The sequence below is a fragment of the Lysinibacillus sp. NPDC058147 genome, assembly GCF_042884205.1.
In the GTDB taxonomy this organism is placed as follows: domain Bacteria; phylum Bacillota; class Bacilli; order Bacillales_A; family Planococcaceae; genus Lysinibacillus.
The window spans coordinates 700,342-720,567 of the sequence record NZ_JBHVUJ010000002.1; the positions used below are offsets into that span (position 1 = coordinate 700,342).

At 33.3% G+C, this 20,226-nt stretch carries 23 protein-coding genes and 1 pseudogene; 9 read left to right on the forward strand and 15 right to left on the reverse strand.

The genetic code is table 11. The annotated features are described in order from the left end of the window. Positions 1-91: 91 nt before the first annotated feature. The 3 genes from ACFVT8_RS08935 (at position 92) to catA (ending at position 2,737) form a co-directional block, all read left to right on the forward strand. Positions 92-1,174 (forward strand): helix-turn-helix transcriptional regulator, encoded by a 1,083-nt coding sequence (locus ACFVT8_RS08935; RefSeq protein ID WP_387083395.1) that lies wholly within the window; start codon positions 92-94, stop codon positions 1,172-1,174. A 217-nt stretch (positions 1,175-1,391) separates the two neighbouring features. Continuing rightward, positions 1,392-1,913, forward strand: coding sequence for a GrpB family protein (locus ACFVT8_RS08940; RefSeq protein ID WP_387083254.1), 522 nt, complete (start codon positions 1,392-1,394; stop codon positions 1,911-1,913). Between the two features lie 170 nt (positions 1,914-2,083). Next, positions 2,084-2,737 (forward strand): type A chloramphenicol O-acetyltransferase, encoded by a 654-nt coding sequence (catA, locus tag ACFVT8_RS08945; RefSeq protein ID WP_387083255.1) that lies wholly within the window; start codon positions 2,084-2,086, stop codon positions 2,735-2,737. A 110-nt stretch (positions 2,738-2,847) separates the two neighbouring features. Here the strand turns inward: catA and ACFVT8_RS08950 are convergent, their stop codons facing one another. Continuing rightward, entirely contained in the window at positions 2,848-3,942 is a 1,095-nt protein-coding gene (locus ACFVT8_RS08950; protein ID WP_387083256.1) for a DUF418 domain-containing protein, read from the reverse strand. Positions 3,943-4,349: 407 nt separating this feature from the next. Between ACFVT8_RS08950 and ACFVT8_RS08955 the strand changes: the two genes are divergently transcribed. After that, entirely contained in the window at positions 4,350-5,066 is a 717-nt protein-coding gene (locus ACFVT8_RS08955; RefSeq protein ID WP_387083257.1) for a helix-turn-helix domain-containing protein, read from the forward strand. 116 nt (positions 5,067-5,182) lie between these two features. Here the strand turns inward: ACFVT8_RS08955 and ACFVT8_RS08960 are convergent. The 9 genes and pseudogenes from ACFVT8_RS08960 to ACFVT8_RS09000 all read right to left on the reverse strand — a co-directional run. Beyond that, positions 5,183-5,403, reverse strand: a pseudogene (locus ACFVT8_RS08960) (short-chain dehydrogenase); the annotation flags it as partial. Between the two features lie 40 nt (positions 5,404-5,443). Beyond that, a complete protein-coding gene (locus ACFVT8_RS08965) occupies positions 5,444-6,016 on the reverse strand; it encodes an NAD(P)H-dependent oxidoreductase (protein WP_387083258.1) in 573 nt (190 codons plus the stop codon). 89 nt (positions 6,017-6,105) lie between these two features. Continuing rightward, positions 6,106-6,432 (reverse strand): ArsR/SmtB family transcription factor, encoded by a 327-nt coding sequence (locus ACFVT8_RS08970; RefSeq protein WP_387083259.1) that lies wholly within the window; start codon positions 6,430-6,432, stop codon positions 6,106-6,108. 126 nt (positions 6,433-6,558) lie between these two features. Next, entirely contained in the window at positions 6,559-7,281 is a 723-nt protein-coding gene (locus ACFVT8_RS08975) for an SDR family NAD(P)-dependent oxidoreductase (protein ID WP_387083260.1), read from the reverse strand. Between the two features lie 110 nt (positions 7,282-7,391). Then, a complete protein-coding gene (locus ACFVT8_RS08980) occupies positions 7,392-8,126 on the reverse strand; it encodes a DUF2087 domain-containing protein (protein WP_387083261.1) in 735 nt (244 codons plus the stop codon). 189 nt (positions 8,127-8,315) lie between these two features. Next, positions 8,316-9,137 carry a MetQ/NlpA family ABC transporter substrate-binding protein gene (locus ACFVT8_RS08985; RefSeq protein WP_387083262.1) on the reverse strand — a complete coding sequence of 274 codons (822 nt, stop codon included), beginning with the start codon at positions 9,135-9,137 and terminating at the stop codon, positions 8,316-8,318. A gap of 16 nt (positions 9,138-9,153) precedes the next feature. Then, positions 9,154-9,807 carry a methionine ABC transporter permease gene (locus ACFVT8_RS08990; RefSeq protein WP_387083263.1) on the reverse strand — a complete coding sequence of 218 codons (654 nt, stop codon included), beginning with the start codon at positions 9,805-9,807 and terminating at the stop codon, positions 9,154-9,156. Beyond that, positions 9,804-10,829: a methionine ABC transporter ATP-binding protein gene (locus ACFVT8_RS08995; protein ID WP_387083264.1), complete on the reverse strand. Its 1,026-nt coding sequence runs from the start codon at positions 10,827-10,829 to the stop codon at positions 9,804-9,806. The genes ACFVT8_RS08990 and ACFVT8_RS08995 overlap by 4 nt, the downstream gene beginning before the upstream one ends. Positions 10,830-10,883: 54 nt before the next feature. Continuing rightward, a complete protein-coding gene (locus tag ACFVT8_RS09000) occupies positions 10,884-12,062 on the reverse strand; it encodes a M20 metallopeptidase family protein (protein ID WP_387083265.1) in 1,179 nt (392 codons plus the stop codon). 591 nt (positions 12,063-12,653) lie between these two features. Between ACFVT8_RS09000 and ACFVT8_RS09005 the strand changes: the two genes are divergently transcribed. Continuing rightward, a complete protein-coding gene (locus ACFVT8_RS09005) occupies positions 12,654-13,118 on the forward strand; it encodes a CYTH domain-containing protein (protein ID WP_387083266.1) in 465 nt (154 codons plus the stop codon). Positions 13,119-13,273: 155 nt separating this feature from the next. On the opposite strand, the gene ACFVT8_RS09010 is transcribed toward ACFVT8_RS09005, so the two are convergent. Continuing rightward, positions 13,274-13,648 (reverse strand): hypothetical protein, encoded by a 375-nt coding sequence (locus tag ACFVT8_RS09010; protein WP_387083267.1) that lies wholly within the window; start codon positions 13,646-13,648, stop codon positions 13,274-13,276. Positions 13,649-13,995: 347 nt separating this feature from the next. Between ACFVT8_RS09010 and ACFVT8_RS09015 the strand changes: the two genes are divergently transcribed. Continuing rightward, positions 13,996-14,679 carry a GntR family transcriptional regulator gene (locus ACFVT8_RS09015; RefSeq protein WP_387083268.1) on the forward strand — a complete coding sequence of 228 codons (684 nt, stop codon included), beginning with the start codon at positions 13,996-13,998 and terminating at the stop codon, positions 14,677-14,679. A 21-nt stretch (positions 14,680-14,700) separates the two neighbouring features. After that, positions 14,701-15,318: a sterol desaturase family protein gene (locus tag ACFVT8_RS09020; protein WP_387083269.1), complete on the forward strand. Its 618-nt coding sequence runs from the start codon at positions 14,701-14,703 to the stop codon at positions 15,316-15,318. Between the two features lie 510 nt (positions 15,319-15,828). Here the strand turns inward: ACFVT8_RS09020 and ACFVT8_RS09025 are convergent. After that, positions 15,829-16,410: a hypothetical protein gene (locus ACFVT8_RS09025; RefSeq protein WP_387083270.1), complete on the reverse strand. Its 582-nt coding sequence runs from the start codon at positions 16,408-16,410 to the stop codon at positions 15,829-15,831. Positions 16,411-17,029: 619 nt separating this feature from the next. Between ACFVT8_RS09025 and ACFVT8_RS09030 the strand changes: the two genes are divergently transcribed. Further along, a complete protein-coding gene (locus ACFVT8_RS09030) occupies positions 17,030-17,662 on the forward strand; it encodes a TetR/AcrR family transcriptional regulator (protein WP_387083271.1) in 633 nt (210 codons plus the stop codon). Positions 17,663-17,772: 110 nt separating this feature from the next. Beyond that, entirely contained in the window at positions 17,773-18,507 is a 735-nt protein-coding gene (locus tag ACFVT8_RS09035; RefSeq protein WP_387083272.1) for a glucose 1-dehydrogenase, read from the forward strand. 153 nt (positions 18,508-18,660) lie between these two features. On the opposite strand, the gene ACFVT8_RS09040 is transcribed toward ACFVT8_RS09035, so the two are convergent. The 3 genes from ACFVT8_RS09040 to ACFVT8_RS09050 all read right to left on the reverse strand — a co-directional run bounded on the left by ACFVT8_RS09040 (position 18,661) and on the right by ACFVT8_RS09050 (position 20,163). Next, positions 18,661-18,996, reverse strand: coding sequence for a hypothetical protein (locus ACFVT8_RS09040; protein ID WP_387083273.1), 336 nt, complete (start codon positions 18,994-18,996; stop codon positions 18,661-18,663). Between the two features lie 109 nt (positions 18,997-19,105). After that, a complete protein-coding gene (yiaA, locus tag ACFVT8_RS09045; RefSeq protein WP_387083274.1) occupies positions 19,106-19,588 on the reverse strand; it encodes an inner membrane protein YiaA in 483 nt (160 codons plus the stop codon). A gap of 317 nt (positions 19,589-19,905) precedes the next feature. Beyond that, the gene (locus ACFVT8_RS09050) at positions 19,906-20,163 is read right to left on the reverse strand and encodes a hypothetical protein (RefSeq protein WP_387083396.1); all 258 of its coding nucleotides are present in this window, start codon (positions 20,161-20,163) and stop codon (positions 19,906-19,908) included. Positions 20,164-20,226: the final 63 nt, after the last annotated feature.

Here is a 20,226-nt window from a genome sequence, read left to right on the forward strand (position 1 = left end):
GTTGAATTCAGTTCGAATCATTCAAAATACGCAACGAATATCAAAACACCTTCTAATTCTTCACTATAATTAAAAATAGGAGTGATACATGATGAACGACATGATTCAAGATATGATTGATTGGATTGAAGAGCATCTGTTTGAAGGGTTTTCCCTAATGAAACTAAGTGAAGCAATGGGCTATTCTCCTTACTATTGCTCCTTTAAATTTCATCAAGTAACAGGCATTAATATCAAACGATATATGACCCTTAGAAAAACCTATCTTTCTTCAATCAGTCTTAGTGAAACAGATGAAAGGATCATTGAAATAGCGATTAACCATGGCTACTCGTCCCAAGAAGCATTTTCCAGAGCTTTCAAGGAGATATTTGGAGTCAGCCCCAACTCCTTTCGTTTAAGTCCTGAACCATTGCAATCATATGTTAAACTCACTATGAATGACGCGAGGGGTTATTATATGGACATTTCAAAAAAATTAAGAATTGAAGATTTACAAAAGCATGTGGATGAACATTTTGATCACGAAGTATTGAATATTTTAAATGGACAAATGATGTATGAAGAATTCAGTTCTCAGCAATTAATGGGAAAAAGCGATTACGCACCTTTTAATGAAGCGATGTGTGTACACGATACCGTTAAAACAATTTTTAGCGACTCTTTCAAACAAGTTCGAGCAACGGGACATCAAGTCTCACTAGCTGAATATGAAGCAATTACAATTGCACCACTTGAAAAGACCCTATTTTCGAAAAATTATCAATGTATCGTTCTTTGGTTTGGTGAAGATATGTTCTGTCAGATGAATTTAATAACCATGTTAGCTTATTTGGAACAAACATCATTTAAAGGAACAGTTTACTATCACGCGGTGAGAGAGCAAACATATGCTGTGAAGGAAACGGAATTAACACTAGGTAACTATTATGATTTATATAAAGCAGTGTTATTGGAACGCCGTATGCCAGATGTAGAATTGATACCGGTCATATATCAAGGAATCAAATTGTATTTAGAATTATTGCAAAGCGATAACGAAATAACAAAATACATTCGAACACATCAAAATCTTCCTCACCGTGAAATCGTTCGAAACTTGCTGCATCTTTTCCCTCAATATGGTTTAGGGGATTCTCAATATTTAGAATTAATTAAAGCAACACAAAAATAAAGTTTGAGCGTTACTTACCTCCCACCCCTTTAGAATGGATGAAGAGTTGCTACAAATCTCTTCATCGCCATGAAAAACGAATCACCTGCTTTGTAGAGAAAATAAAAATATCCTTTATTTTCAAATAACATCATTGACAACGCATCAGTTTTTTTATAATCTGTAATAATACACAAAATTTGTAAAGTAACATAAAAACAAGAATGAGGTGTATTAAATGAGGATTATAGAAGTTGTAGATTATAATCACAATTGGAGCAGTGACTTTCAGAAAGAGGAACGTTCTATTAGAAATATCCTTCAAGAAGAATTGGTGAATAGTTTTCATATTGGAAGCACATCAGTTCCAGGTCTAAAAGCAAAACCCATTATTGATATTTTACTTGTAGTCAATGATATTCATAAATTGGATTCATTTTCTAAACAATTTCAAGAGATTGGATACGAAGTTATGGGGGAATTCGGGATAACTGGAAGAAGATATTTCCGTAAAGGTGGCGATCATCGCACACATCAAATTCACGCTTTTCAACATAACAACATTGAAGAAATAGAAAGACATTTAGCATTTAGAGATTACCTTCGAGAGCATCCCGAAGTTTGCAGGCAGTATGGAGAAATAAAGAGCCAACTTGCCAAGCAGTATCCAAATGATATTGATGGCTATTGCGACGGGAAAGACGATTTTGTTAAAAACGTTGAAAAAGATGCTATTAAATGGCATTGGACTATCCGATAATATTAATTTAGTGGCTGTCTTTGAAGCCAATCTTTACTATATTATAAAGTTATAAAATGTTGAGTAACAAAAATGGATATAACAATATCAAATACGAGGTGAAGTCTATGAAAAAAGCAGTGAAAATAGCCTCCTAAATAAAATTAATAATATTTAGGAGGCTAACAATAATGATTTTCAATAAAATTGATCGAAAGAACTGGCATCGACACGAGTATTTTGAGCATTATATTACCCAAGAAACAACATTTAGTATGACGTCAGAAATAGATATTAGCATTCTGTATAAAAACATAAAAGATAATAATCTTAAGTTTTATCCAACATTTATATATATGGTAACAAAAGCTATCAATACCAATACTGCATTTAGGACGTGTTTTAATAGCCAAGGAGAATTAGGGTATTGGGAAAAATTAATTCCAAGTTACACGATTTTTAATGAGGAATCAGAGACTTTTTCGAGCATTTGGACAGAAACATCGAATAATTTCAAACAATTCCATCAGAATTACGAAAGTGATTTAAAGAAATATAACGGTAAGATCAGTTTATTTTCGAAATCCCCTATTCCAGAAAATATTTTTCACATATCAATGATTCCATGGTGTTCATTTACTGGTTTTAATCTCAACATTAATAATGGAGGTAATTACCTTTTACCGATTATCACTGCAGGTAAATTTGTACAGAAGGAAAATGCAATTTATCTCCCTGTTTCTTTACAAATGCACCACGCTGTTTGTGATGGTTATCATGCAGGTTTGTTCATGAATTACCTTCAGAGTTTTTCCGATGAATCCCACGATTGGTTATTAGATTGAATATTTTTCTACTAAGCCTTTTTCTTTTGTATAAAAGCGTTTCTGCTTGTTACGGAACGCTTTTATACTATCCTCATATTTAACAAAAACTTATTTCTTCTACTAAAATATTAATTTGTTATTTTTCTCATAACCCATTCAATAGGTCCCCTTTTAAATTTTCTGCTCCATAAAACAGAAAATAAAATACTCGCTACGAAAAACAAAAGTGTAAATACTAATGAAAATGCTAACGTTTGGTTTTCTAATCTATTTAATAGGGTTAATATGCCAACACCGATAAATACATGACTTACATAGTGAGTTAATGTTAACTGACCTGTTTGAATAAGTGATTTGGTGAACCAATGACTAGGAAAATTTTCTACAATATAAATAGAGGCTACGATGACAATTATCGCTGAAGCAGAATTTGACAACATATATAATATGTTTGGTGGAATTGGCCCAGTTTGAAACAAGAATTCGGCACTTTTACTATCTAATACTGACAGAGATAATCGCATCAATATTTTTGAAAGTACCTCTATTGTCATGAGTAGAATTATAGAAATAAACAACATTTTGTTTCTTACAGCTATCTTCGATAAATCAAGTCTGCCAAGGATCATTCCAAGTAAAAAGAAACAAATCCAAGGGAATACTGGATGATACCCATTAAACAAAAGATTTCTTAGAAAACCTTCAATCGTCCAAAAATCAAGATATTCCATAAATGGTTGATCTGGATGCCATCCTTTCAAATAATTCATTGTCACTTGTAAGACTTGCGTGGTGATTAAAAAAAGACTAGATATGATGATCATGAACTTTGTAGAAGCTACGATAAGAATGGAAGCAATCAGCATATAAACGCCATAATAATGAAGGATATCTCCAGTCCAATCCGCAATATATAAAAGTAAACCTAGAATAAAAAGAAAAGTGGAACGTTTCCATAATTTCACCTTATTTTCTTTAATAGTAGAAAGGTCACCGCCATTTCTAGCTTTTCTTGTCATCAAAGCAACACCGATACCTGCCAGCGTAACAAAAGTGGCAGACGCTCTTCCTTCAAAAAGACCAGTAAACCATATAAGCCACTCTGGCCCAATTCCTACCGCTCCCATAATAATTTTAAAATTTACAATCAGCATTCCAAACATAGCCAAGGCTCTAGCGAAATCTAACCCTTCAATACGTTTAGATTGTAATTGTTTGATCATAAATGTTCCTCCTTAAGTACACGATTGGGACATCTTTTATAGATATTGTAGATTTTCTATATCTACTAAAATATTGATGAAACCATTATTTATCAGAAACCTATGCATTTTTGGGGCGCCCTACTTAATACATCATCACTATAAACTATAGGGTTGACCTAATGTCAAACAAACTTTTTTGTGTCCACCTCTCAATTCATTTGCCCAATTATTCATTGGTAGAATAATGCTAAAACCCACACGAAGCAAATCCTTTAGCTTTATCACATGGGATTTATACCTACATATTTTTATATCCCATCCATTTCTTTCATTATCAGTGATAACTGTTTAAGCCTTTTCTTAGGTTTATCATTTGACATTAGGCTAGCCCTAAAGTTTATATTTATCTAGAGAAGAGGGATATTATGGATGAAACAATAACAATAAATCAATTGGCTAAAATATTTGATATCAGTCATCATCAAATACGATATTACGAAGAAAAAGGACTTTTATTTCCATCCTACACCGATAATAATAGATATCGAAAATATTCTCTAAAGGAAATTTATCAACTTGCTCAAATTTTAATGTTGAGAGACTTAAATCTTTCAATCGCACAAATTAAAGATGTTGTAACGACATATAAAAAAAATGATTATTTGAGTTTATTAAGCGAAAAATCAAAAGAACTTTCAGACGAAATAAACAAACTACAAAAAATTAAAAAGGCAATTGATCACCATTATGTAAATATCACAAATAAAAAAGTAAGTTCTACAAAATACTTAAAAACAAATCATTTAGAAAAAATAATCACTTTAATACCAAATGAAACTTTATCAGCCAAAGATATTTTTAAATTACAATTATCAACGCAATTTTTTTATAATGATATTATTTATGTTTTTGAAGAAGATGAATATCATATATGTATAAAAACAGAACATAAAGCTGATTTCGTCATGAATGAAGGTAAATATAGTTCTATACTTATTTTTGGTGAAAATGATGATGAATTTGAGGGACAAGTATTATCCATTATCGACAAGAAAAATGCCCCTATCTATGTAATGGAGCTCTCAAGCGGCATTTTTACTAATAGTAATATACTTGAGTTAGAAATTCTAATTCCCGAATAAAGTGATTACTAATCGGATTAAATTTATTAGAATATTAATTTTGAAATAAGCACCATTTTAAACGGCCCACATATTGAACAGAATCGTTCAACATGTGAGCCATTTTTTATACTGAATTATACATTCATATCTGTAATAGCAAGAATATTTATTTCCTTCACACATGAAACTGGTGTTAAATTAATCACACATTGGACAATAGCTACAATATCTTGTACAGGAATACATACAACTTAATTGCCTTTTCAGTCCCTTCTTCAAAAGGTACTTCAGCAGCAAATTCTCCTGGATTAATACACGTTACAGTGATTTTATCTTTTCTCACATACTTGCTTAACTATAATCAATCCCTAAATTTCCCCATCTAATAAATTATCCTATAGTTTAGAAGATAACGAATTTAAAAATTTCACCCGGTTTTCATTTTTACCTAACGATACATAGCCACAGTGTAACCATTGAATGTTTTTCATGCCAACAGACTTCAATGTAGCATTCATAAACGTTTTTTTGATACCGTTTCCTCCTAAAAATTGAATATACCATTTTGGAGCTTGGCCAGTTGTAATAACTTTTACGGATTGAATATTCGTTAGCAGCCCTTTCATTGACCCATTTTTATTTTCAATATAAGCAAAATCTTTAAGCAGTACTTTATCTAGAAATCCTTTTAAAATAGCTGGGACATTATACCACCAAACTGGGAATATAAAAATCACCTCATTACTGGACTTTAACATTGACTGATACTTACCCACTAAGTCATTTCCATACTGACCTCTTGAATATAATTTCAATTCACTTGCATGATAAGTCGGATCAAATTCATCTTGGTACAAATCTATAATTTGATACTGTTGATTTCTTTCCTTAAATGTCTCTTCTACTCTAGATAAAATTGCATGATTAAAACTTCCATCCCATGGATGAACATAGACAATTGTTTTCATAACTTTTTCTCATTTAGCTTTTAATAAAGGTGGCTACCAAGTATGCAACAGTGCACATATATGCACGTATAGATTAGAAAAACTCAATGTTAGCAATTATTTAAGAGTTTTTCTAATTCATTTGTCGTTAATTTAAATTTATCAAATATCATTTGGCTATTTACTTCGTAATAAATATTTCTTCCATTTTTTGTTTTTGAAACGATTTCAAATCTATACATTAAATCTAAATGCCTTGAAATAACCGACCGATCCTGAGGAAGATTTTCAGCAATTTCAGTTATATTTTTCGCTCCATAAACAGCTAAATATCTAATAATTTCAATTCTAACAGGGTCAAATAATGTTTTATAAAAATCAAAATCAATCGCATTATTTATTTCGTTTGAACATTGAAGCTCTTCATCTTTGTTCATATTTGTCTCACCACCTGTACACATAATATATGCATAAGAATGCACACGTCAAGTGTAAAGATCAGAAATGAGTCATTCATATAGCTCACATTTGGATACGGCTTAATCAAAATACGAGCTACCGAATCATGCGTTCAAATCTGTCATGGCAGGAACATTTATTTCCTTTACACAAGAAACTGGTGATAAATTAATAACACATTGGGCGATGGCCACAATATCTTGTACAGGAATACGTGTACCTTCATACAACTTAATTGCTTTTTCAGCCCCTTCTTCAAATGGTACTTCAGCAGCCAGTTCTCCTGGATTAATACACGTTACAGTGATCTTATCTTTTCTCACATGCTCGCGTAAAGCATTTGTAATGCCTCGTAAGCCGAATTTAGATGTAACAAACGAAACTTGTGCATTATTCGTATGATCTAAACCTGCTGTCGATCCTATCAAAATCACTTTTCCGTTTTCCGCCTGCCTTAAATTAGGTAATAGCGCTTGGATATATGTAATTGTGGAAGTTAAATTAATATTAATTATATTTGCAATATCTCCAACTTCATCGTGATCAAACGTATAGTCATCTTCAAAACCACGCTTTTCCCATACTCCAACATTGTAAATTAATACATCAATAGCAACGTCTTGTAAAGATTCTTTTAAAGCAGGAATATGTTGTTGACTAGATAAATCAATAGTCAGCCACTTACGATTTACGCCATCATTTATATCTAAGCTACTTGGTCGTGTTCGAGACACCACCCATACTGTATCCCCTTTTGTTGGCAATCCCTTTACAAATGCATCACCTAATCCTCGGCTTGCTCCAAATATAATATAGTTCTTACTCATCCAATCACCCTTTCTATATGACTACAACTTAAGTATAGTTAATAGAAAAATTTGTAACAACTAATGTGATTTATAGGAATATTTGGTTATTAGATTTATCTCTGTTCATTTTAAATCTCTTTCACCCAATAAGTTGTACAATCGTCACTTCTATCTAGGAAACCATATTCAATTAGATATCTTCTAATGGATACATAATCGCTATAAATTGGTTTTAATATCTCATTTACTTCTTTTTCGTTATATTTACGCCCTACCTCAAATTTCGTTGTAATGTGTTGCAGTAAAATTATTTTTCGTTTTTCCTTACTTGGAAAACTTTCAATAGGACCATCTAAGCCATTTTTAAAATACGTCGCAAGTACTTTTTCTTTCTCGTCTACTGTAATCGCATAACGCTCATCCACCTGTGTTGCCCCCTTATGAATTGGTTCGTATACTTTTGTTGTTTCTAAAGCCTGCATAATCGCCAGAAAAACTTTCGCTTGTTTTTCTTTTTCTTTCAATTTAAATCGATGTTGTCGAATTGTTGAAATGCTATTTGCAGAAGTGTGATTAATAATTTCCTTATCTGGCGCCCCTGTTGCAAATAGCATCAGCAATTCGGTTTGGATATCTGATAGCCCTGTATACTTCTTATCTAATTGAAGTAACGCTTCGAACACAGAGATATGTTCATTCTCAATATGGTGTTGTATAGCTTTTCTAGCCGTAAAAAATCGATTATCTATTTGGAATACTTCTTCGGCATCAAATATTTCATTACAAAATATACATTCATATGTATCACCTGTGTTTACATACCCCCTTGATAATTCCTCTATTGTCAAATCACTTTTACTCATAAACAAAACCCCTCTGCGTTTACTATTTAACAAACAATATATGATAAATTCATTAATGTGTAAACAAACATTAATTTTGTTTATCTAAAAACAAAAAAGAAGAATCCATTTTGACAATAATCAAAATAGATTCCTCTTAGTAGATAAATCATTTATAGCATTAAAGAAACGATTCTTTTACCCCTAGAATTAATCATTTTTAGGAATGAACCAATAGTTATCTTTGTTATTTTCATCCATGTATTTTTTAAACTCGGGAGAATTATAGGCTTCTTTTACTGCTTTTGCCCATTCGCTACCTTTATTTTTTTCATTTACTACAGCTACTAATTCGTAATTTTTCACAACATCTTCTTGCAATATGGCTTTTTTCGCATCAATTCCTGAAGAATATACGATACTTCCTGGGATTACACCATAATCCAAGTCTTCTAATGTACGTGGAATTTGAGCTGATTCCATTTCTTTAATTTCTAACTCATATTTATTTAAAACGATATCTTGTGCTGTTGCTTGAATTGGGTCAATCCCCTCTTTAATTTTTATCCAACCCGCTTTTTGTAAAATTGCATATGCACGAGCTGCGTTTGATGGATCTTGTGGAATACCAATTACGTCGCCTTTTTTCACGTCATCTAATGATTTCTTTTTACCAGGGAATAAAGCTGCTGGAACTGTTGGGACAGCTGTTAACGAATCAAGTGTTGAACCACTTTCCTTATTGAAATTGTTCATATAAGCAGTATGTTGGTCTACGTTTAAATCGATGCCACCATCTGCTAAAGCAACATCAGCTTGTCGTAAATCTGTAAATTCCGTGTCTTCTACTTTATATCCTTTGTCTTCAAGAATTGGCTTTATGGCTTTTAAAAATAATTCACTATAAGGTCCAGGCGAAGTGCCGACTTTAATTGTTTTTTTGTCATCTGATGAACTTGAGTCTGAATTTCCGCAAGCTACTAATAAAATGGTAAGCGATAATAATAGAAATGCTGAAATATATTTTTTCATGAGCGAAGCCCCTTTTTTATTGATGTCTAATTTTTTTAGCTAAATAACTGCCGAGTGATTGGATAAGTTGCACAATAATAATTAATATAACGACAGTTAAAATAATGACAAATGTATTAAAACGTTGATAACCGTATGATATAGCTAAATTCCCTATACCACCGCCCCCAACCGTACCAGCCATCGCAGTTGCTCCAATCAATCCAATTGTTGCGGTTGTTAGCGTTAATATAATAGAAGCAAGTGCTTCAGGGATTAAAAAATGTCGTACAATTTGTAAAGGCTTTGCGCCTAATGATTTTGCTAATTCGATAATTCCAGGATTCACTTCTAATAGAGATGTTTCCACTAATCGTGCAATAAATGGAGCAATATAAATAATGAGTGGAACTATCGCTGCCTCTGTACCATATGTTTTTCCAACAATTAAGCGTGTGAACGGAACGATCGCTACGAGCAAAATAATAAACGGTAATGAGCGGATAATATTAATAATTGAATTTAAGATGAAATAAACAATTTTATTTTCTTTAATGCCATTTGGCCTTGTAAGTACTAGAAATAGCGCAAGTGGTAGCCCTAATAACGTTCCAATAAATAGGGATACAGAAACCATATAAACGGTTTCGATCATAGCCTGCCAAATAATATCAGGGGAAATCCGATTCATATTTTCACATCCTCTACGATGACATTAAACTCTTTAATAAATGCTTTAATTTCTTGAATGATTGGTTCATTTGCAGAAAAAGCGATAGTAAAGATGCCTAAAGTAGTTCCCTCTAGTTCTGTAACATTAGCAAAGACAATATTGCTTTCTACATAATTGAAACGTTTATTTAGTTGATATAACAACGAACTAGCCGTATTTTCTCCTAAAAACTTTAGTCGTAATAAAGTATATGATTGTTGATTTTTTTGATAAAAATCTAATAGGTCTTTTGGAATTTTGTTCGGAATAACCGTTTCAACAAAATCTTTAGTAGTCTGTTGATTCGGCTGACCGAACACTTGAATTACATTTCCTGTCTCAACTAATTGACCATCTTCCATCACAGCTACTTTATTACAAAGATCACGAATAACTTCCATCTCGTGTGTAATTAATAGAATAGTTATATTAAACTGTTCATTGACTCGTTTTAACAATTCTAAAATTGATTTCGTCGTTTTAGGATCAAGTGCAGAGGTTGCTTCATCGCATAATAAAATTTCAGGATTTGTGACCAGTGCACGCGCAATTCCAACACGTTGTTTCTGACCTCCAGAAAGTTGACTCGGATAATTTTTTTCTTTATCTTCTAACCCTACAAATGAAAGCATCTCTTTTACTTTTCTATCCATGTCTTCTTTACTTTCATTCCGTAGTTTTAATGGCAAAGCGACATTGTCAAAAACATTTTTTGACTCAAGTAAATTAAAATGTTGAAAAATCATACTAATCTTTTTCTTATTTAGTATTCTCTCATTCGGACTTAATTTTTGAATATCCTTGTCGTCTACGATAATTTCTCCAGAAGTCGGATTTTCCAAACCATTTACCATCCGAATTAATGTACTTTTACCTGCTCCACTATAGCCTATAATCCCGAATATATCGCCTTTCTGAACTTCAAGAGAAACATCATTTAAAGCGACTATTTTCTTTTTCTTTTGATAAAATTCTTTTACGATATGTTTAAAGACAATCAAGTCGTCATTCCTCCGATTAAATTTGAATATAAGTTAATCACATATTTTCTGAGATTAATCGATCAAAAAATGACTCGCAATTTTCAGGAACACTTCTCCTGTATTTAGTAGTGCTCGTTCATCAAAATCAAATTTTGGATGATGGTGCGGATATTGTGTATTTGGATCTTCATTATGTGCACCTACATAAAAGAAATTACCGGGTTTTTCTTGTAAATAGTAAGCAAAGTCTTCTGCTCCTAACACCGGCTCTTTCTGAATAAAAGCACTCTCTCCAAATTGTTCTTTTATGAATTGCTCCACAAGTGCAGCTTCTTCTACTGGATTAACAAGTACCGGATAACCGTGTAGGTAATTTATTTCAAACTCTATATAATTAGTAATCTTTAACCCTTCTAAAATTGCTCGGATTTCCTTCTCAATTTGAGAACGAACATCTTTATTTAATGCACGAACAGTTCCTTCTAATACAGCAGAGTCTGCAATTACATTGAAGGCATTTCCAGCATGAATACTTCCAACTGTGACAACTGCCGCTTCTGTTGGATTAATCCGACGACTAACAATTTGTTGTAGGTGTTGGATTAGCTGAGTTGCCGCAATAATGGAGTCTTTCGTTTCATGAGGTCGAGCTCCATGCCCGCCCTTCCCAAAAATTTTAATTGTAAAAGCATCAACTGAAGCCATAATTGCACCTGAAGTGGTTGACAGTTTGCCAACGGGAAGGTCTGTCGCTACATGTGCACCAAACACATAATCCACTTCATCTAAAACCCCATCTTCAATCATAAATTTCGCCCCACCTGGTGGTTTTTCTTCTGCTGGTTGGAAAATAAATTTAGCTGTTCCATGAATACTGTTCTTATGTTTTTGAAGAACTTTTGCGACTGCTAGTAAAGCAGCTGTATGTCCATCATGTCCACAGGCATGCATAACGCCAGGCACTGTAGATTTATATGTAACTTCTTTTTGATCCTCGATCGGTAAGGCATCAAAATCTGCTCGAAATGCAATCGTTTTTCCCGGTACTCTACCTTGAATAATTCCGACTACACCTTTATCACCAACATTCTCTTGTACAGAGATTCCATAACTTTTTAATGTATCTGCTATAAAGCGAGATGTTTTTTCTTCTTGAAAAGAAAGCTCTGGGTTTTGATGCAAATAGCGACGATTTTCTACAATCTCTTCAAATAAACCGTTCAACTCTTTCGTTAGTGTTTCAATTGTCATTCCTTAACCCTCCTTATAAGTTAAATCATTCAATATATTCGAACAATTAATACGATTTTAAACATATAAATCCAATAAGTCAACTATGTTTTATTTATTTTCTATCCATTAACGAAATGAAACAACCATCTAGCCTCGATTAAATATCGATGCCGGATGGCTGCAAAAGTCTGTCTATTCTACAGTGATAAAGTGATTATTAGCATCACTATGCTTTAAGCGTTGTTAATTTGAGATATAGTCACTTTACAAATTCTTATTTCTGAACAAAAGTTTTTATCGTCTTGTGTTAATTTTTACAAAAGCTTGATTGAAAACTGAAAAATATATAAAAGGGTATGCTCTAAGAACTTTACTAGGTTTATTACTTTGTTCGTCAACTATGCCTACTTTTATCGTCGTATAATCGATATTTTTTTAAGGAATTTCTATATTAACAATATAAAAATCAATATTTAAATTTAATAGAGCCTATTAATTAAAAATATTTTTTGGCTTATAATGGATTACAATACATAAATATAATTTCTCAAAGAGATACATAAAGGTTCCTTTAAAGTAAATATAAATTTATATTGGGAGGTCATCAGTTTGCAAGAAATTGAACGCAAGTTTTTAATCGGTGAACTTCCAAAGGGAATGGTACCGTTTGAAACAAAGACAGTTTATCAAAATTACCTAACGGTGCACGGGATTGAAGAAGTAAGAATTCGTAAACAGGTGGAAGGAGGTATCGAGAAATTTGATATGTCCTACAAAAGCGGAAGCGGTATGATTCGAAATGAAATCAAATTTAATATTAGCAAAGAAGTTTTCGTCGATTTAGACAACCTAGCATTAAAGCCTGGTGTAGAAAAGTATCGAAGATTCTTCGATTATAAAGGATACAATTTAATGATCGATATCTTCGTAAACCCAGCGTTAGTTGTAGCCGAAATAGAATTCGAAAGCGAGCAACAAGCAAAAGAATTCACACCTCCATCATGGTTCGGAGAAGAAGTTACACACTTAAAAAAATATAAAACCAAAAATATCTGGAGAGACCTTATTCAATAGGGTCTTTTTTCAGTTATATAACTTTATTTCTTTCGATTTCTGAGCATTGGGGGCGACAGAAATTGCGACAACATAAAAAAGTAGGTACAAGATTTTTTCTTATGCCTACTTTTTGTTAGTTTTCGGTCCTGAGATATTTTTATGATACTTATCTATTATCCTTCGAGCATCTTAAGGTAAGGTATTTCCTTGCCATCAACAATAGCAATATCGATTGGTGTATCGGTTGCATAAATTATGGTTCCAACGGGTAGTTTGTTAGATGTTCCGTCCTCAAAACCCTTTGCATTATTGGTTTGTTTTGTTATTTCACCAATTTCTTCACCTATTGTGTATTCCAATTCTTTTACCCAATCTATGTTTTCAACATTAGAATATACAATATCATCCAGAACAAAGATGTCTGCTTTACTATCCTTAAGAAAATCCTTTGGTGTAGGATTACCATTAGTTACACATCCAAATAAGACTATAAGTGAGAGGCAAAGAAATAAGAGAAATTTTTCTTTCAAGCAAAATGATTTTTTCACTTTTCCACCCCTAGATAATCAATTGTTCATTTAAACTCCTTACAAATTCTCACACTTATTTTACCAGATAGTTTTATCATTAAAAACTTATTCTAAATGCAACAATCTTTTAGAAAACAGCCTTATATTAATTAGTTTCATTGGTTAGCTCATATAACATATGTTGTACGTGCTTGATTCAAATAAATATATTGCATCTACTAAAGATTTATATGGGCTTGTTTAAATATTTCTATTAATAAAAATTTGCTTTTCTTTGTTGACAGAAAATTCTGATTAGATATATAATTTTTGGTATTACCACTGTCTTTAATCTGTATTACCATAAAACAAAGGAGAGGATGATTTTGCAAGAAAAGGAACGCTCCTCAGATAAAATTGAGAATGAATTAATTAAATCCATATTGGCTGGTATTTATTCTGTAGGAAGTACTTTACCGCCAGAAAGAGAGCTTGCAAAAGAATTTGGTGTTGGTCGTCCAACTATTCGGGAGGTACTTCAACGTTTAGGAAGGAGTGGATGGATAAATGGAAGAAAAGGAATGCCTGCGGTTGTAAATGATTATTGGCGCAATGGGAATCTAACGACACTTGTTAATATTGTTGAGAATCATCCTATCATACCAGATGAATTTATCCTGTACTTATTAGAATTAAGAAGTACTTTAACTCCGACTTATATTCGTGATGCTGTTACGTTTAATCAAGCTAAAGTGGTTGCTCTCCTTGCCAATCTAGAGCAGCTTGAAGATAGTGCAGAAAACTATGCAGCATTTGATTGGGATTTGCAAAAAAGGTGTGCTGGCCTTGCTGTCAATCCAATCTTTTTACTCATTTTAAATAGCTTCGATTCCATTTATATAGATATGGCGAAAAGATATTTTTCTGTAAAAGATTATCGTGAGTTGTCCTTCAACTATTACCACGACTTATTAAAAGCTGCATTAAAGGGAGATGCAATGGAAGTGGAAAGGTTGTCTATGACAACAATGGCGAAAAGCTTGGCTCTCTGGAAAGATAGAGAAAAATAAAGAATATAGGAGGCGTAATAAATGAGATTGAAATATTTTAAAGAATATTTTTCCTACCCTGATATTTTAATCATGACCTGTCTATTTCTCATTAGTTTTGGATTTATGATTCTACATTTAACCTCTATCGGAACTTTGGGTGTTTTTATTCTGGGAATGATTATGTATTCCTTAGCTGAGTATGTTACACACAGATTTCTTTTTCATCTGAAACCACCTAAAAATGAATTTTTGTTAAAAATTCTTAAACGCTTACATTATGACCACCATTCAAATCCGAATGAATTACACTTATTATTTTTACCCCTATGGTATAGTGTGCCAAACATCGCAATTGTGGCAGCCATTTTTTATATTCTTTCATCTAGCTTAATAATGACAAACGCATTTATTGCAGGTATCATGCTCTTTTTATTATTTTATGAGTGGACGCATTATATCGCCCATCGCCCCCTTCGACCAATATCTCCATGGGGGCGTTGGATGAAAAAGGTTCATTTATGGCATCATTTCAAAAATGAAAATTTCTGGTATGGCGTTACGAACCCAGCCTATGATTTTCTTATGGGTACCTTTAAAAACCAAAAGAATGTTGCCCAAAGTAAAACTGCTAAAAATCTAGAGAAACGTAGCGACTAGCAAATAGAATAATAAATAATAAGACTTCAAAGTAAAATATTCGGTCCTATGCTGTCTTAAAGATAAAAATCCAATCATCGTTACTTGATGATTGGATTTAAACTTCGATTACTTATGATACGGTTCACCGTAAGGTTACTAAATGAGGTTTTCGATCAAATGTACTCATACTTTATTCTGGCCCTACGCATGTCAGCTATTCGCTATTAGTCGCAGCTTTACTATCATCTAAAAAGAGAGATAGAACAGAACAGCATTTACGTTTCCTATAGGTAAACACTATAGAATATTCATTCTATGAAAAAGGCGAATAAATATTTGCTACCCATTCTTTCAATGGTTAACTTTACTGCCGAGTCTAAAAAACTAGAAATATGCTATGGCCCAGATGTTATCCTTCTGATTAAATAAAAAACTGATTCTTAACTATCTATAAGCTATGGGCTCAACTCTCTTTTAGTTTACGTAGATAATTATATTTTAATCCTTTTTAACTTTTACAATGAATTGTTACTTTTCCTCTTGATCACCATTCTCACCCTCATTTATTGCACGACCGCCTCCACCAACCGCATGCTGCTGCTTCGTATTAGAACTTCCTATGGCTGAATTAGTTCCTCCCGTGCTATCTAAACCGCTTCCGCTTGCTACCTGAGTAGCTGATGACTGTTTTTGACCCTTATCTATCTGATTATTGATGATGATAACAATTTCTTCGTCACCATCCCAGTCTTCATGCTGTTCGTGAGGTTCAGTCTGCTCCCCCTTCATACCGTTGTTTCTAGCTACCCCTTGTGCTCCCACACTTTGCTGTTGATCGGTATTCGAGGAATCTATTGCAGCATTACTACCAGCTGCACTATTTCTTCCTGCCCCACTTGCAATTTGCGTGGTATTAGGTGCAGTAGTGAACTGATTATTTATAACAATTACAAGCTTTAACTTATTGGATACAGGAGCATCAGTCCTAATTTCTTCTCCATCTTTTTTTACAATAATCCTTACTTTTTCATTTTTACTATCCACACCGCTTTGTATTTCCTTGGAATTAGACTCATCATTACTATCTTTATGACCTCGTTGATTTGACATTATACCACCTTCTTTTCGAATCAGAATAATATATCTTATTCGAAGAAGAAATTTAGATTTAGTCAAATACATTAATTTAGCTAAAGTATTATTTGGATAGTATCTTTGTGTATAGCATTCTAGTTGAGTGTACCACTTACTTCGTCAATAATCGGTAACCAATAGCTACACAATTCTGAGTAACATTCGATCAACATACTTCTTTCACTATACTCAATAGGCTCATCAAAAGAATATAATACATATTTCCCACCATTAAAAGTATAAATAATTTCGCTGTCCAGTCTTATCTCTGTACGATTAGAAATGGCTATGTGGCAATCATAGCGGCTTTTCTCAGACAGTGTGATGTACGCGTTGCTTCCTCGGAACACCGAACATCATTGTATCCTGTTCAACTAGTCCTCTTGCATTCAACCATCGATAGAGTTCTTCCCGCACATCTGGAATTCAACGAATCCGTTTTACCTGAATGATTTAAGCTTTAAATAAGACTAAAATAAACTCTAGAATTTTAGCATTTTCGCCAATGAATTTCCCGCGATGCGAATACAAGTTGGTACATATTAAACATGTTACAATCAATGTATGAAGAACAGTTGGAGTTGGAGTGACGAAAATGAGTAAACGAGAACAACAAAAACAACAACGCCGTCAAAATATTATCCATATTGCAAAGAATTTATTTTTGGAGCAAGGAGTTCAAAACATCCAAATGCAAGATGTTGCGGCGGCTACTGGCGTTGGGATTGCAACGATATTTCGCTATTTCCCTAAAAAGGAGTATTTAGTGATTGCGGTTGCGAATACCATTACAGATGAAATGGCCACGGATATAGGGCAGATTGTCAAGCAGACAGTGCCTGCATATGAAAAAATCGAGCAAATTTTGGATTATTATATAAGCGGAACGAAGGATCCACAGCTACGTTTAGCGAAGTTTTTTGAGTCCTTTGATTTATATGAAAAAATTGGTACGGAATCGACTGAGCAATATGCAGAATACTTATTTGCCCGAAGCAAATTGGCCAGTATTTTATTAACATTGGCTGAGCAGGGCAAGCAGGACGGCTCGTTAAGATTGGATGTTGATTTGGATGTATTTATAATAACGATGGTACAAAATTTCAGCTTATTCACTTTCAAATCAAGCCTGACAACCCATGATACCAACCTCTCCACGTTGCTTTCTACTGACAAGCAGCTCACAATGATGAAGGACGTATTTTTATCCTATATTCTGCCATCATAAATAACAGCCGTTTGGATTGACATTCGATCCGGAAAGTTGTTTACTAGGAAGTGTAAAAAGTGATAGTTAACTATCACTTTTTTATAAATATACTTCAGGGGGCTTTTTAAATGAGTCGTTTAGCAGGTAAAGTAGCAATTATTACAGGAGCAGCACAAGGTATGGGTGCGGCACACGCAAAATTATTCGTAGAGAACGGTGCAAAAGTTATTTTAACAGATTTAAATGAAGAAAAAGGCAATGCATTTGCAGCTGAATTAGGTAAAAATGCCCTTTTCATTAAACAAAACGTAGCATCTGAAGAAGATTGGGCTACAGTTATTGCGAAAGCAGAAGAAGCTTTCGGTCCAGTAAACGTATTAATAAACAACGCCGGTATTACTATGGCGAAAAATATGCTTGATATTACAATAGAAGAATACCGTCGAATCATAGACATTAACCAAGTATCTGTATTCTTAGGTATGAAAACTGTAGCAGCTTCAATGATGAAAGCTGGTGGCGGTTCAATCGTCAACATTTCTTCAATGAACGGCTTAGTTGCAGGTGCTGTAGGTTACACAGATACAAAATTCGCAGTACGTGGTATGACAAAAGCAGCTGCAATCAACCTAGCACCAATGGGCATTCGCGTAAACTCTGTACACCCAGGTGTTATCGCAACACCAATGGTTGTACAAGAAGATACAAAAGCAGCTGTAGAAGAATTCTCTCAACACATTCCATTAAAACGAGTAGCACAACCAGAAGAAGTATCAAATATGGTATTGTTCTTGGCTTCTGATGAGTCTAGCTACTCAACAGGTTCAGAATTCGTTATCGATGGCGGATTAACTGCACAGTAATAAAAGTACATGAAAAAATTTGTATATGATTTATCAAGGCCGATTTTCTATTAGTAAAAAAATCGGCCTTAGTTTTTAATTTATTTTAAACCGCACTTACTTATGGTACGGTTCACCGAAACTAAAGTTAAATTGTATTTCTTCTTTCCCTCTTCATTGATGGTGACCAAAACATATCAACTCTTCTTTGTTACCTTCAAATAACTTTTCTAAGTTTTCAATACTTGGGGTAACAACTGAACTAAATGGATCCTTGCTAATATGTTCATTTATGTAATTATTTTTAATTTGGTAATGAGTAAATAAAATTGAGTGTCCTTCTATATTTACTTTAATTGTGCGGTGTATTTTTTCTAACATTGGAATAAATGATTCATCCAGTCTATCTAAAATCCATTGATGGTGTTCTTTTGTGTGAGCATAACTTTTGGGATACTTTTGACCTTTTGCTAAGGATAAGACAGCTTCATCGTGATTTCCAGTTATCATTGACCAATTCCAATCATATCCCCTAAACAATAAATACGTTCAATGTCTTTTCTGCTATCTATATAGGAAACTCCTTGTAGTAGAATTCTGCTCCATTGTGGTATATAACTCAACCTCTTTCTCTTGCCCTCTGTGAATCTCTTATATTCTTTTGAACCGTTATAGCTGCAAATAAACTAAGAACAAATGCCATACTAAAAAATCCTTTTTCGCTTAAAATAATACTTCCTGCATTGTATAAACCGATGGCCATTAATGCAATAGATACAATAAGTGCGAACCAACTAATTCCATAATAAATATTCGTAACTGGTATTCCCTCATCTTTATCTCTAACTGCTTTTTGTAAAGATATCGCCGAATAAAGTCCAAATACTAAAACTGCAAAGTAAAATCCCTTTTCGTTCAATTGCATAGTTGCGTTAAACAAACCTATAAGATAAGACGCAACACCTACTAATAGCGCTGCCCACGAAGCCCCTTTGAAGGCTGGAGTCGGTTCTCCTTCTTTCCTGTCTTCTTTCCTTTCTTTCTTCACATTTAAATCATTTCGTTTTTCTTTATCTAATAAAACTTCATTATCATTGGACATTCAATTTTTCGCCCCCATCTTTTAGCACCAGAGACACTGTAGTGCACCTTCTTTGCAAAACTAACCTGCCAATAAGTTGAACAAGAAAAAAAGATCTTCGTTATTAAAGAATATGCTCATTAATGAAGAACATACTTCACAACCATTAAGTTTTCTCGATTTCACAACATTCATGGCTTTTTGGTGTATTTCCAAACTTGCATATGGGAACGTTATTGTTTATGTATACGTTATTAATCCTTGTGGAATTTTAGCACACATTGAATCAGAAAAGTGGGGCTTATTCAACAATCACGCCCTTTTCTTGAAGGGAATTTTTAAGGTTCACTAATCCCTACTGCAAGCAATAGAAAATAAACGAATACTAACACTACGCCATTTAACAAAATTCCTGTAATAATAAACCATAGTTTTTTAGATAAGATAGCAAAGATAATTCCAAGTACAGAAAGCACTGTAAACACACTTATACCTAAAGTTAAGTTAGCGTTAGGTCCTCTGATTATAAAGAAAAAAATAATACTTATTGCTACGGTCAAAATCGATAAAACTCCCAATATATTCTTGTTCAAAATTGTAACCCCCTTTGGTCTCTTTCTATTGATTGGTTCCTAAACTCTTGTTGAACTATCCTTCGC